Origin of the sequence: Pseudoalteromonas sp. Scap25 (genome assembly GCF_013394125.1) — a bacterium.
GTDB lineage: Bacteria > Pseudomonadota > Gammaproteobacteria > Enterobacterales > Alteromonadaceae > Pseudoalteromonas.
Map to the genome: position 1 here is coordinate 2,240,468 of NZ_CP041327.1, position 12,846 is coordinate 2,253,313.

General features: G+C 38.6%; 15 protein-coding genes. 9 read left to right on the plus strand and 6 right to left on the minus strand.

Features of this window, described 5'->3' with window-relative positions:
• Nucleotides 1-211: 211 nt before the first annotated feature.
• Together FLM54_RS18880 and FLM54_RS10375 are read left to right on the plus strand one after the other, a co-directional pair.
• Complete coding sequence (locus tag FLM54_RS18880) at nucleotides 212-439, plus strand: hypothetical protein (protein ID WP_249363147.1); 228 nt, start codon at nucleotides 212-214, stop codon at nucleotides 437-439.
• 29 nt (nucleotides 440-468) lie between these two features.
• Nucleotides 469-1,065, plus strand: a complete 597-nt coding sequence (locus tag FLM54_RS10375) for a transposase (protein ID WP_256729711.1) — start codon at nucleotides 469-471, stop codon at nucleotides 1,063-1,065.
• 695 nt (nucleotides 1,066-1,760) lie between these two features.
• Here the strand turns inward: FLM54_RS10375 and FLM54_RS10380 are convergent.
• Both FLM54_RS10380 and FLM54_RS10385 read right to left on the minus strand, forming a co-directional pair.
• Entirely contained in the window at nucleotides 1,761-2,375 is a 615-nt protein-coding gene (locus FLM54_RS10380) for a response regulator (protein ID WP_138605015.1), read from the minus strand.
• On the minus strand, nucleotides 2,353-3,498 hold the full coding sequence (locus FLM54_RS10385) for a sensor histidine kinase (RefSeq protein ID WP_178956327.1): 1,146 nt from the start codon (nucleotides 3,496-3,498) through the stop codon (nucleotides 2,353-2,355). The genes FLM54_RS10380 and FLM54_RS10385 overlap by 23 nt, the downstream gene beginning before the upstream one ends.
• Before the next feature lie 150 nt (nucleotides 3,499-3,648).
• Between FLM54_RS10385 and FLM54_RS10390 the strand changes: the two genes are divergently transcribed.
• Nucleotides 3,649-4,818 carry an acyltransferase family protein gene (locus FLM54_RS10390; RefSeq protein ID WP_178956328.1) on the plus strand — a complete coding sequence of 390 codons (1,170 nt, stop codon included), beginning with the start codon at nucleotides 3,649-3,651 and terminating at the stop codon, nucleotides 4,816-4,818.
• A gap of 53 nt (nucleotides 4,819-4,871) precedes the next feature.
• The gene (locus FLM54_RS10395) at nucleotides 4,872-5,171 is read left to right on the plus strand and encodes a hypothetical protein (RefSeq protein ID WP_178956329.1); all 300 of its coding nucleotides are present in this window, start codon (nucleotides 4,872-4,874) and stop codon (nucleotides 5,169-5,171) included.
• Nucleotides 5,172-5,603: 432 nt separating this feature from the next.
• Here the strand turns inward: FLM54_RS10395 and FLM54_RS10400 are convergent, their stop codons facing one another.
• The 3 genes from FLM54_RS10400 to FLM54_RS10405 all read right to left on the minus strand — a co-directional run bounded on the left by FLM54_RS10400 (nucleotide 5,604) and on the right by FLM54_RS10405 (nucleotide 7,778).
• Nucleotides 5,604-6,011 carry a hypothetical protein gene (locus tag FLM54_RS10400; RefSeq protein ID WP_256729712.1) on the minus strand — a complete coding sequence of 136 codons (408 nt, stop codon included), beginning with the start codon at nucleotides 6,009-6,011 and terminating at the stop codon, nucleotides 5,604-5,606.
• An 18-nt stretch (nucleotides 6,012-6,029) separates the two neighbouring features.
• A complete protein-coding gene (locus FLM54_RS18885) occupies nucleotides 6,030-6,191 on the minus strand; it encodes a hypothetical protein (RefSeq protein WP_256729713.1) in 162 nt (53 codons plus the stop codon).
• A gap of 789 nt (nucleotides 6,192-6,980) precedes the next feature.
• Nucleotides 6,981-7,778 (minus strand): hypothetical protein, encoded by a 798-nt coding sequence (locus FLM54_RS10405; protein ID WP_178956330.1) that lies wholly within the window; start codon nucleotides 7,776-7,778, stop codon nucleotides 6,981-6,983.
• Nucleotides 7,779-8,070: 292 nt separating this feature from the next.
• Between FLM54_RS10405 and FLM54_RS10410 the strand changes: the two genes are divergently transcribed.
• Nucleotides 8,071-8,958: a DMT family transporter gene (locus FLM54_RS10410; protein WP_178956331.1), complete on the plus strand. Its 888-nt coding sequence runs from the start codon at nucleotides 8,071-8,073 to the stop codon at nucleotides 8,956-8,958.
• 88 nt (nucleotides 8,959-9,046) lie between these two features.
• On the opposite strand, the gene FLM54_RS10415 is transcribed toward FLM54_RS10410, so the two are convergent.
• Nucleotides 9,047-9,979 (minus strand): LysR family transcriptional regulator, encoded by a 933-nt coding sequence (locus tag FLM54_RS10415; protein WP_218651599.1) that lies wholly within the window; start codon nucleotides 9,977-9,979, stop codon nucleotides 9,047-9,049.
• A 113-nt stretch (nucleotides 9,980-10,092) separates the two neighbouring features.
• On the opposite strand from FLM54_RS10415, the gene FLM54_RS10420 reads away from it, so the two are divergent.
• The 4 genes from FLM54_RS10420 (at nucleotide 10,093) to FLM54_RS10435 (ending at nucleotide 12,748) form a co-directional block, all read left to right on the plus strand.
• Nucleotides 10,093-10,632 (plus strand): NADPH-dependent FMN reductase, encoded by a 540-nt coding sequence (locus tag FLM54_RS10420; protein ID WP_178956332.1) that lies wholly within the window; start codon nucleotides 10,093-10,095, stop codon nucleotides 10,630-10,632.
• Nucleotides 10,633-10,642: 10 nt separating this feature from the next.
• Nucleotides 10,643-11,107, plus strand: a complete 465-nt coding sequence (locus FLM54_RS10425) for a Dps family protein (protein ID WP_178956333.1) — start codon at nucleotides 10,643-10,645, stop codon at nucleotides 11,105-11,107.
• A 91-nt stretch (nucleotides 11,108-11,198) separates the two neighbouring features.
• Nucleotides 11,199-12,080: a glutathione S-transferase C-terminal domain-containing protein gene (locus tag FLM54_RS10430; RefSeq protein WP_178956334.1), complete on the plus strand. Its 882-nt coding sequence runs from the start codon at nucleotides 11,199-11,201 to the stop codon at nucleotides 12,078-12,080.
• Nucleotides 12,081-12,112: 32 nt separating this feature from the next.
• The gene (locus FLM54_RS10435; RefSeq protein ID WP_178956335.1) at nucleotides 12,113-12,748 is read left to right on the plus strand and encodes a DsbA family protein; all 636 of its coding nucleotides are present in this window, start codon (nucleotides 12,113-12,115) and stop codon (nucleotides 12,746-12,748) included.
• Nucleotides 12,749-12,846: the final 98 nt, after the last annotated feature.

Here is a 12,846-nt window from a genome sequence, read left to right on the forward strand (position 1 = left end):
CTTATAATGGCATAAAGTTACTAAATACAGGCTTTATGTAGCTAACCACTTAATAATACAGCCCAGTTTAGTTGACTGCTCTGTGCCTTGAGCAGACCTTGAAAATCTTTAATGTCCAAAATCAAGATTTGATAATCATATAGAAAGCTTCTCGAGTTTTTCGATACAGTTGTGTTGACCAAAACATAAACTGTATTTCGAGGAGCTTGGTATGAAACTATATGGTGGCATTGACTTGTATTCAAAAAATTTTGTTGTTGCTATCATTAATGAACAAGGTGAAACACTTACCGTTAAGCGTTTAAATAATGACATGTCTGTCATTTTATCTTTTCTAAGTCCTTATAAAGACAACTTAAAAGAGCTTGTTGTCGAATCAACATTTAATTGGTACTGGTTAGTCGACGCTTTAATGGATACAGAGTTTAAAGTCCACTAAAAACTTATTAATCAGTACAAAGTTGTTACATGCGACATCTTGGATATAAGCTCAGTAGCAACAAAATAAAACAAATGGCCGCTATCAGAAAAGGCGTTGATACTGAGCAGGTACATGCAGACTTTAGCTCAATGAATACAGCACTGTCAGTCATTTCTAACCTCTCATTAATACGCTGTGCCCAACAGCAAATTAATGTGATAGAAGGCGCTATTTTAAAACAAACATCACTCTCCCCTGAGTTTATGAACCTAGCCAGTATTGATGGAATTGGGAATACCTTAGCACTGACCATTATGTTAGAGACAGGCACTATTAAACGTTTTAATAGCCCAGGGAATTTCTCATCGTATTGTCGCTGTGTTAAAGGAGCAAGGTACAGTAATGGAAAGAAAAAAGGCGCTACGAATCAGAAGAATGGTAATCGTTATTTAGCGTGGGCTTTTACTGAGGCCGCTAATTTTGCCATTCGGTACAACCCGACAATCAAAAAATATTATCAACGAAAACTGGCTAAAACGAACCAAGTTATCGCAATTAAAACGGTTGCGCATAAGCTCGCAAGAGCCTGTTATCACAGGCTTAAAGATAATGTTCCATTTGATGAACACAAGGCTTTTTCCTAGCGACGAAAAAACAAATTAGGTTAATGTGTTGAGCTAGTAATGGGGTTGGTAAAACCACTAGATTTGATTGAGCCTGCACGTTAACCGCTCATATTTTAAATACTGGATATGCCCAATGTTTGAGCCACCAAGGGCTGGTTATGTTCAAGCATAAACCACAGAATTGTTACAGCGCAGTGTGTAAACACAGCCAGAAACTGGACTGACATTGGTACTAAACGATGACTGAGGCGAAAGCCAAGGGCATTAATTAATCATCAATAATGCTTAATTAAACTGCCTAAATTCATATCGCGTTTTTTACCTAAGCCATAGTGCATATTCACACCAATCGACGTTATTACTAGGTGCGTAGTCATATTTAAATTGAGTTTAAACAATAAAAAACACTTAGTTTTTGAATAAAAGATCAAGGAAACACAGCTGCCTGCTTGACCGGAACTTTCTAATGGGTGACCCCATTCACTTCAAAAATATTAAAGGATGATTGGTGGCAACTAAATTGTGACCTTGAACTAAATTCTTCACCTGAATTTAAGATAGAAAAAAATCAGTATCTTTAAAAAAGTTTTATCAACTCATCTAAAAAACGTGGGTGCTCCAACAATTGTTTTTAGCTATTCCTTTCTTTTTTATTGGTGGTATACCTTGGTTAGTTTGGGGTGTTTCCGTGCGAATTTGATGCTGTTCGCGTGTTAAATTAGGTTTTGATTAATGGCTTTTATAACGGCCTGAGTGCGGTCTTCTACCTCTAACTTAGCAAGGATTTGTGACACATGATTACGAATAGTCCCCTCAGAGTTATCTAATTTTTTGGCAATCACTTTGTTCGACATGCCTAAAGACAAACACTGCAATACGGTTTGTTCTTTGCCTGTTAAGCAGAGCTGAGGGCTTAACTGCTTTTTGAGTAAAAAATCAGTCACCGCACTTTGCAATACTCGCTCACCTGCAACGACCTGCTTGATAGCGCTAATAAGTTCTTCAAGCTCAATGTTTTTAAGCACATACCCACGAGCACCTAGATTAAGGGCTTTGACTAATACATCACAATCTTCAAATGTGGTAATGATCAGCACAGGGGTTTTATCACCCTTTTCACGCATTTTTTGCAGCACGCCGAGCCCATCTAAATTCGGCATTCTCATATCGAGTAAAGCAATGTCAAAACTATGCTCAGCTAATAGTGCAAGCGCTTGTAAGCCATCTTCAGCTTGGGCTTCGATATTAATGGCGCTATCGAGGTTAAGTAAATTAGCGAGGCCTAAACGAACTAAGGTCTGATCTTCAACTAGTAGGCACTTTATCATGGCTTTTTTCTTCTAAATTGAGTGGCAGTGTCATGGTATTGATCAGTGTTTCTTGCTCAAGGTGTTGTGAAAATTCACCGCCAAATTGTGCCATTCGCTCATTTAATCCTGCTAATCCATTCCCTTGTTTTGGTAAATGGGTCTCTGGCTGATTATGATACGCCTTTGCAATTAACAGCGGCTGTTGGCCAACGTGGGTGACATTTACATGCAAAGTAAAATGGTTTGCTTGGGTATGTTTAAGGGTGTTGCTGATCATCTCTTGGGTAAACCGCAATACACACAGGGTATCGTCTTGAGGAAGCTGCTCTGTCTCCTTACTTAGTTGGAGATCACAGTGTAAATTAGGTGTCAGTTCGCAAATGGCCTCAAGAGCTTGCTTAAGAATCGTTTTGTCATTGCGTTGAGTGGAAACGATTTCGCGCACCTCAGCCAATACTTCTTGGCTAAGTTGGTGGCAAAGAGAGAGGGTTTCAACGGTGGCTTCATTTGCTGCTCTTTTAGCAAAATCTAAATTAATGCTGAGCGCGGTAAGCTTATGGCCGAGTGAGTCATGGAGCTCGCGTGATATATTTTGTCGCTCTTGCGCTGCATGCATCGCCCCCATCATGTGTTGGGTGGCTTTTAACTCTTTGTAGTTTTGGCGGGATTGGTAATGTGTATTTAAACTTTCGACAATACGCCGGCTAACAAACCAATTCATCAAGCAAAAGAAAAACCAAATTGTAAACGTGACCCAAGGAATGCCATTTTCCCAGCGCGCATAATGCGTTAAACCATACACCAGCATGGCGGCCACAACGCAAGCCAGTATTTTAGGAAGCGAAAAATGAGGACTAAAAACCGCGGTAAACATCACTAGGTGGATAAAAACTAAGGATGTTGAACTCAGTTGTATCATTGCCAAAATAAGCAGGAAATAGCCAAGTGCTACGCCGTGAACAAATTTGTTAGGCTGTTTTAACACATACAGCAAAATAGCTAAAATGGAACCACTTACTATGATTTGCAAATATAGCGCTAATTCTGAGTTGGCATAATAGGCACACGCCGATGTCACTCCAAGCCACGATGCCAATGTTGAGAAATGCCAATCGGTTGTATGTCGTATAGTTGATTCCATTACTGTGGCCATATTTTTTTAGCAATTATTGCAGAACTCGCGTTGTAAAAACAGTGACATCTGTCATAGCTCGGGCTATGAGCTTTGTGACTAGTGCCATGAAACCTCATTCATTTATGCTTTATTAATAAAAAATAGTTGGGCACATTAATGAATAAAGACAGTCGATTACATTACATTGATAATTTACGCAGCCTCGCGCTATTGCTCGGCATCGTATTTCATGCCGCTTTAGCCTACAGTCCGTTCTTTGGCAATATTTGGTTTACGGCAGACTCAAGCACACATGGTCTATTTGATTATATTACGCATACGCTGCACTTATTTCGGATGCCGTTATTTTTTATTATTGCAGGGTTTTGCAGTGCACTTTTAATAGATAAATCGAGCAACGCGCGCTTTTTACATCATCGCAGTAAACATATTCTACTGCCTTTTATTGTATTTTTACCTTTAAGCTTTGCCGTTTACTACCATGCATTGAGTTTTGGAGCCGGTATAGCTAATCCAATACCGCCGATTTTTGCTGTGTTTAAAGTTATTAAAGAGCCTGTTGTTAGCACTATGCACTTATGGTTTTTGTGGAACTTATTCCAGTTTTGCTTAATTCACTGGTTGTTGAAAACAACTAACTTATTAGGCAATAAATTCGATGCGCTTAGCGTTCACCCTTTATTTATGTGGGTTGTACTTCCCATCGTGTTAACGTTTTCATTAATGGGGCAATCTATTCCATTTCCTGCTCCTGATAAACTCACGCCACAGTTATGGTCGTATGGTTTTTACGGCAGTTTTTATTGGTTAGGAGTGGGGCTTTATAAAAAACAGCAGCTCATTTGGTCATATCATAAGTACTTATGGCCTCTTATTTTGGGTATTGCAATATCGCTGACTGGTTATTTTTCTTTATTACCAGCCGCGCCAAGCTTAGATGAAGTGATTGCCGCCGCAACTTCGGGGTATTTTGCCGCAGCGGGAGAGCTACATGTATTACATGTTTTATCACAAGGACTGAGTGTTATTTTGTTAACCGCCATAACGTTTTTACTTGGGCATCGTTTTTTAAATCACCAAAGTAAGCTCAGTCGCAGCATCTCAAATGCATCATATTGGATTTATTTAATACATGTGCCAGTGCTGATTTATATTCAGATGCCATTGATTAATACTAATTGGCCAGTTTTAGTAAAGTTTATAGTAAGCGTGGTGGTTACATTGCTTATAGGTCAAATAAGTTATTTATTATTAGTTAAAAATATGTGGCTGGGCGCACTACTTAACGGTAGGCAAACCAAGAGAAAGGTAATACAGTCAGCTTAAATGTCGTTACTTGGTAATGACTTAAAAGCAGCACTACATAAAGGAATACTATTATGCATGCAATAACAATCAAATCGACCATCGCCACGATTCAACAAGGGGCGGTTAAAGCAGACGGCAAATTTTGGCTAACCAACACCGATATTCATTTTGCGCCGTTGAATGCACAATTTGGGTTAGGGCCTTATATGTTTGCACGGTGTGAAATTGTAAAAGTGAGTAAGTGCTCTGGTAAAGTTTCGGGTATTTTGCCTTATACACATGATGCAATTGAAATCGTATTAAAAGATGGTAATAAATATCAATTCATTGTCTCGAATCCAATTGAATGGATTAAATTAATTAACCAATAGTTTAAAGCACAAACGCTGGTAGCCCACAAAAATAACTATTGTTTTAATGTACCTAATAATGCACGATAAAATATATCACTATTTTATTGTGTATATAGTAAGCACATGGATTTAATAAAAACGCTTTTGATTGACTGCTTCTCGCTCACTAGGGACTGTTAGATAAAATCAAAATCCTCTTTTCAAACTGAGATGTGGGCTACTACAAATATGTTATTAAATTTTTATGTAAGAGGAATTGGTAAAAAACAATCACCGGATAAGCTGTTAAAGTTTATTGGCATATAGCATCCGATTTATTTCAGTCATTTAAATACCCACATCCATGTGGGTATTGAAATTACTAAAATATAATAGTTGGTTTTTAAAGGTAGCTTTGATTTTCGTTTTATATAACGCGGCCTAAATAATGTTTTCTTTATCTAAATTAACTTAATTAGAAAAAATATTATCGAGATCTTCGTCAATATAAACATCCGTTAATCCATTATCTTCTACAGCAGATTTAAACTTATCTGTACAATACAAACGAGAACCACCTGTAAATTTACTCTTAAAAACAGGCTTGTTTTTTACATCATCATTTATGAAAGCAATTTTGATATAATCTAAAGGATAACCATCTAAATATTCGCGTTCACATTTTGCTTCATCTTCTAGTCCAAATGTACGCAAGTTAAAGATTACAATAGGTTCACCATCAGCTTTTGTTTCAATAAACTCACCTAAAGGCGCTAATAAATCTTTTAAAGCTTCATAAGCATTCATCCGAAGAGCGATAAACCCATCTATGATACTTATATCGTAGTTATCTTTTAGATAATCAGGTAAAAAAGGCAACTCATAACCTTAAGGCCATTACGCTAATAAAGAGTCGTTATTCATATGGATATCAAGTAGAAACATGCAAGCATCTTGATTAGATGGCAACATTGGTTGTATTTTTTCCGCGAATGAAAGTATGTCCCACTCAACCATGTCGTAAGAATTAGTAACGGGCTTTAACGAAAACAACTTCATGATTTACTATCCCAATTAGCATTTTTACGCAGCATAACACTGGCTGGCATCTTATGATTTTTTATTTTCACGCCACGTAATGTATTTATAAAATTGAGCTTATAGATTTTGTTTCTTGAATTAGTAAGCGCCATTCTATTAAGCAATTTTTAAAAGGTATTCAAAGAGGGAACCGTGCCTTAAAATGTTTGATTTGTAGCAAAAACCATAATATTTAACATAAATTTCTATGAAATTTATACTTTCAGTATTTGTATAAGAAATAAAACGCTGTCGGTTGGCTTTACTTTATAAAAACATTAATTGAAAAAAGTTATTCTGATACAAGATTTAAGTAAAACTCACTTAAAATACATGGATTAATATTTGAAGAATTATAAGCACCCAAATGTTGTTTGAAGCATAAGTTGACATAGGCACATTAGATTTCATTGAGCTACAAGTGAAGTGTAACTTGGCATAATATTGAAGCATATAATGGCATAAAGTTACCAATTACAGGCTTTATGAAGCCAACTAAATAAAAATACTACCAAGTTTAGTTTACTGCTATGTGCCATGAGCAGTCATTCATGATTAACTCGTTTCTGCCCCATTCCCACTTAGAATGTTCGCTCATTATCTGTTCATGTGGTGTTGTCATACCTGGCTTCATCCAAAAAATGTGGAAGCGTTACACTTATCAGGGTCAATACCTTAACCAAAGGAGTGAAATACCTAGAAATGAAAAATGACCAGTCAAGCAAATCTGGTCATTGTAATTAGTCTGGGGTTCGTAGTGTTTTGATGTTAGTCAACTAGCTTCGGAACATCGCCGCTGAGGTCGATCCAAGGGTTAGTACCTAGGGTCTCAGTACCTTGCACACTTGGTTCTTCGTAACGCATCTCAAAGTTTTTAGGACCGTGTGCATATGCAACAACCAAACCATAAGGTGCATCTAAGAAACCTCCGTGAGGGCCTAGTCCAGGGTAACTAATTCTCCATGCATCACCATCCGTTGATACATAGCCCAGAGTTAGTTTACCTACTACATTATTCGCTAGCGCGAAAAACCATGTCCACTCCCCACCTGACACTATAGTCATCACTTCATCAATACCCTGGCCATTGTCTGAACTATTGACATGCAATTTGCCAAATTTCTCCTGTAAATAGTGCATAACTTCTGGAGTCATTGCTTTCATATCATAAACCTTTGGATATGGAGCAACGCCAACTTCAGATGTCGACAAGAAGCCGCCTCTGTGTACCTCTGGTACTCGGCCAGCTTTCTTGATTTGATCCAATAAGTCACCGCGATGCATAGAAAAGAGTGAGATTAGTTTCTCGGTTTCTTTCTTTGTAATAGCTCTTTTTTTGGATATTTCGAGGATAGGCTTAGCCTCTTCAGGTAGGGGAACCCTACTAACTCGTACTCCAACAGTTTTGAGCACTTTGTTTACTTTTTCAACTCCTCGCGTCGGCACTCGACCATCACTGTAAGACAAGGTAAGTTGGCCCTCTGTTGATATCGTTTTCGCTACGCTTTGTGCGACCGGCATAGTGGCAATCGCGCTCACTAAGACTAAGTTAATTAATTTTTTCATTATTCGCTCTCCTGACGGATTATAGGACGGTGAGTTGTGTTTTCAGGCCTAAGTGTAGGAGTTGTGCTAAATCAAATAAACAGCACTCAGGTAAACTAATTGTTTACCAACAGTGAATTAATGACATTTAGATAGATTAATTCTGAGTAATTCACTATGAATTGTTTACTCTTGGTAAATAGTTAAATTACTAAATGGATGTTTAATTAGTAAAGACGGCTGTTAGGGTTAAGTTTATGGTACTTAACCATTAGTAGAGAACTTCCCCTCTCCTTAAATAGATGGTCTCGATGTGAAAAATATTAAATATCACCTTTTGTCCTTATTAGTGACAGCACTGGTTGCAGGATCTTTTTTATCTTCAGAAAAACTATCCGGTGTAATCAATCCATTCTCCTTAACGTTATTGAGGTTCCTGCTTTCAGCGCTGGTATTACTTCCTTTTATTCTAACAAAGAAACGTTTTCTCAAAATAGCGAAAAATGTTTTTCCTAGAAGTCTTATCATGAGCCTTTTCTTTGCAATCTTCTTTATATGTATGTTCATGGCATTGGAGACAACCACGGCATTAAACACAGGAACATTGTATACATTAGTGCCATTTATTACTGCCATTGTCAGTGTTTTCCTCTTTAAGGAAAAATTATCAATTCCGATGCTTGGCGTTTATTTGCTAGGGGCTATAGGTACATGCTGGGTGATTGTGCAAGGAAACTTAGAGACATTATTGAGACTGAACCTCAATAAGGGAGACATCTTATTTTTGCTCGGCTGTATCTCTATGGTGTGCTTCTCTGTCTCGATGAAAGTTTTTCATCGTGGAGAAGAAACCATTGTTACCGTATTTTGTACTCTGTTGGGAGGTGCCTTCTGGATGATGCTAGCATTGTTTGTATTCCATCAACCACTAGACTGGTTTGCCTTAAATGCCGAGCTTGCCCTGCACATGCTATACCTCGCTTTGTTTGCGACTTTGGTCTCAACCTTTATCATCCACAAAACTACTATTGTACTGGGGCCTGCAAAAGTGATGGCCTATATTTATCTAAGTCCTGTATTTGTTGCGTTTATCATGTTTTTATTTCAGGGAAAAAGTATACCTACAGCGGTATATCCGGGTATTGCATTATCCATCTTTTCTACAGTGATATTACAGCTGGCGAATAGTAACGCCAAGTGAAACTAAGTCTGTTGAAAAACCTGGCCACCTTCTCGCAAAGGTGGCGTTTTCATGTTTAAGTAAGCAATTGGATAGGAGATTATGAAGGTTAATGTTGTTTTCTTTCGAAGTGTTTGACGACAAAATCAATAAAAGCCCTGACTTTTTGAGACTGCTCTTTATGGAAAGGGTAAACAACATACAGTGAATGATCTTCCACTTGCCACATCGGTAAAATCTCAACTAATTCTCCAGATTCTAACTCATCATTAACGAATAAATCAGGCAGTAACAAAATACCATGGCCTGCGCACGCTGTTTGCTTGAGTGCTAACCCGTTATTTACCACGTAAGAGTTAGGTGGAAGTTCGATCTCTTTGACTTCATCCTCATTTCTGAATAGCCAGCGTCTTGCTGATGAAGAGAAACTGTATATGAGGCATTTATGGTGAGCGAGATCTTCAGGCTTGAGGACCTTACTGCACTTTGAAAGGTACTCCGGAGAAGCACAAAGCACTCTTCTCATATTGATAAGCTTTCGGGATCTCAGGCTGGAGTTACTTAGTTCGCCCCCACCCCTAATTGCAATATCAATTCCTTGTTCAATTAGATCGATATATTGGTCGCTCATGACAATTTCAACAGATAACTCGGGATGTTGATGCATGAATTCACAAACGATGGGGTTAATTTCTAAAAGGCCTAAGGACATAGGAACACTTATTTTCAGTGAGCCTTTTAAGATATCAGAGGACTCCATAACGGATAAATCAGCATGTTTCAAATCATCTAATATGTTGCAAACTTGTCTATAATAAAGTTGTCCATTATCAGTAATATGCATGTTGCGAGTAGTACGGTTGATCAACGGACTTTTAAGATAGTCCTCCAGCTCATTAATATTCTTACTAATAGCGGCTTTTGATAGGCTTAAATCTTCTGCTGCCGCTTTGAAGCTTCCTAGTTCCACAACCCTTCTGTAAACGGTTAGAGCCCTTATTTTATCCACGACAACCTCATTTAACTCTCTATTGTTTACCATTGGTAAACTATTTTGTTACTAATATATAGTTTATTCATCATAAGTGGTCAATTAATATTTATTGTAATCGCCAACGCAAGAGGTTGGTCTCAAATATTAGATAGGATGAAATCATGAAAAAAGTACTCGCATTTTCGGGAAGTAATCATAGCCAATCAATTCATAATACTCTGATTCGCGCGTTAGCAGCTTGTGCTGCTCGAACAGAAGTGACTATTTTGGATTTGACTGATTTTGATTTACCAATGTATAGCATTGATGTGGAGTCAAAGGGTATCCCTACTGATGCAATAAGGCTGAGACAAGTACTAGTTGAGCACGATGCTTTGATTATCGCCTCACCGGAACACAACGGATCTATGCCTGCATTCTTAAAAAATGTGATTGACTGGCTTTCACGTGTTGCTGAACCAAGTAAGCCCTTTTTTGGTAGCGATAAGAAGCCCGTTCTTTTAGTCAGTACCTCTCCTGGACCAAATGGTGGTGCAACCAATCTCAAAACGATGGCAGAGTTAATGCCATGGTGGGGGGGTGATGTTAAAGGTTCATATAGTTTAGGGAGTTATCAAGAGAAAAGTCATGAGGGTGAGTTTGACCAGAAAACAAAAATAGAGCTGAAAGCTCTGATGTCTTCCTTTGAATATTCACTGTAGGAGTATAAATATGAAAGTAGATATTGGAATAAATGAACAGGATCGAGTTGTGATTGTAGAAGCGCTTAAACGCCTTCTAGCAGACTCATACACCTTATATTTGCAAACACATAATTTTCATTGGAATGTTACTGGCCCCCAATTTCGCGAGCTACACCTTATGTTTGAAGAACAATACAACGCATTGGCAATCGCCGTCGATGATATTGCTGAGCGAATCCGAACACTGGATGAAGTTGCGCCTGGGACTTACAAAGCGTTCGCTAAACTGAGTTCAATTGCTGAAGTCGATGGCGTGCCTGCGGCGACGGGAATGGTATCTATTCTTATTCGTTCTCATGAAAAAGTAGTTAAGACTTGCAGAGACGTGCTGAGATTGGCTCAAGATGGGGATGATGAATCTTCTGCATCATTGGTCTCTGATCGAATGCGAGAGCATGAAAAAGCGGCATGGATGTTACGTTCAATGTTGTGAGTCAAATTTATCACTGTATACCTCAACAATGTAACGTTGAGTAAAAGTTCACGTTACATTAGTCTCTGTTTCAAGTACTTAGGAGTAACGAATGGCTGTATTAGAAAAAGGGATATGGTATCCCAATAAAGAAGCAAATAACTTGTCTAATGAGGACAGCTTCGAACTGCCGAAAGCCGCTGAGCAAGGGCGATATCACTTGTATATGTCGTTTGCTTGCCCTTTTGCTCATAGACCTTATCTAGTGATCAACTATTTGGGGTTGAATAATGCAATCACTGTTTCTTCTGTTGCAGCAAAACGATATTCCGACGGATGGTTATTTGACGACTTCAACGCGGATCCTTTGTATAGTTCTCAAAATCTGGTAGAACTTTACCAACGAGCAAATCCAAATTACACAGGAAGAGTGACAGTACCTGTACTTTGGGATAAACAAGAGCATACCATTGTAGGTAATGACTCCTCTTCGATAGCGATGGAGTTAGCTACCAAATGGTTACCTTTAGCTAAGAACAAAGTTGAATTGGTTCCAAATAGTCTGCGAGAAGAAATAGAGAAGCTCAACGAGTGGTTGCATCTTAATGTGAATCGAAAAGTCTACCACGTTGGTTTTGCCACAGTTCAAGCAGAATATGACCAAGCCAGTGACACCTTGTTTGATGCTATGGGGAAGCTTGACAGGAGACTAAATCAAACTTGTTATCTAAATGGTTCGAATATTACTCTATCGGATCTATTTTTATTGCCAACACTTGTCAGGTTTGAAGCGGTTTATGAAGTTCATTTTAAGGCTAATAAAGAGCCGCTAAAAAATTTCGAGAACTTATACCGCTATATGTTGGATTTACTCAGTGAAGAGAGCATCAGAAAAACGATTGATATCGAATACATGAAGCAGCATTACTACTTCTCGCACAAGCACATTAACCCACATGGAATCGTTCCAGCAGGGCCTGACATCAGTTGGTGAACCAGTAATATTTTCAACCTTGGAGAAAAGTAATGAGCAAAAAGATTAGAGTCGATTTTTTTCACGATGTCATTTGTGGGTGGTGTTATGTTTTGTCAGCTAGACTACGCCAACTTGCAGAAGAGTTTAATTTAGATATCCATCATCATGCATTTGCTTTGTCAGCCACACGGGAAGAAATGATTGGCAAGTTTGGTTCAATGAAGCAAGCAAAGCAAATCATTTTGGGGCACTGGGAGCAATGTGCGCGTGCCGACGATAACAAGCGCGTTAACGTCGAAGGGATGCGTCAGCAGAAGTTTGAATACCCATTTTCAACGCCAGGTTTGGTGGCATGTAAGGCCGCCGAACAACAGGGAGGAGCCAGTGCTTACTGGAACTATTTTGATGCTGTAACACATGCACATATGAGTGAAAACAGAAATATCGGTGATTTGGACGAGCTTATAGAAACTGCCGGTGAGGTTGGGCTAGATAAACCTCGTTTTCTTGATGACTTTGCTTCTTCTGAACGACAAACTGAGATACAACGCGATAGGAAGTTAGCTCAAGAATATGGCATTACTTCTACGCCAACGCTGATTATCAATAAAAGGTGGGTTGTTCCGGGGGCTCTCGATATCAATGCACTACGTGAAACACTAAAAGAGATAGCAACCAAGGTTTGACTTCCACTGAAAGTCTTGTTAGCTATTTACACTGCTTTTTTGCCAGCTGGATTGCTGGCTCTTTTATTTTCGCATGAATTATCCTGATCCATGCCACC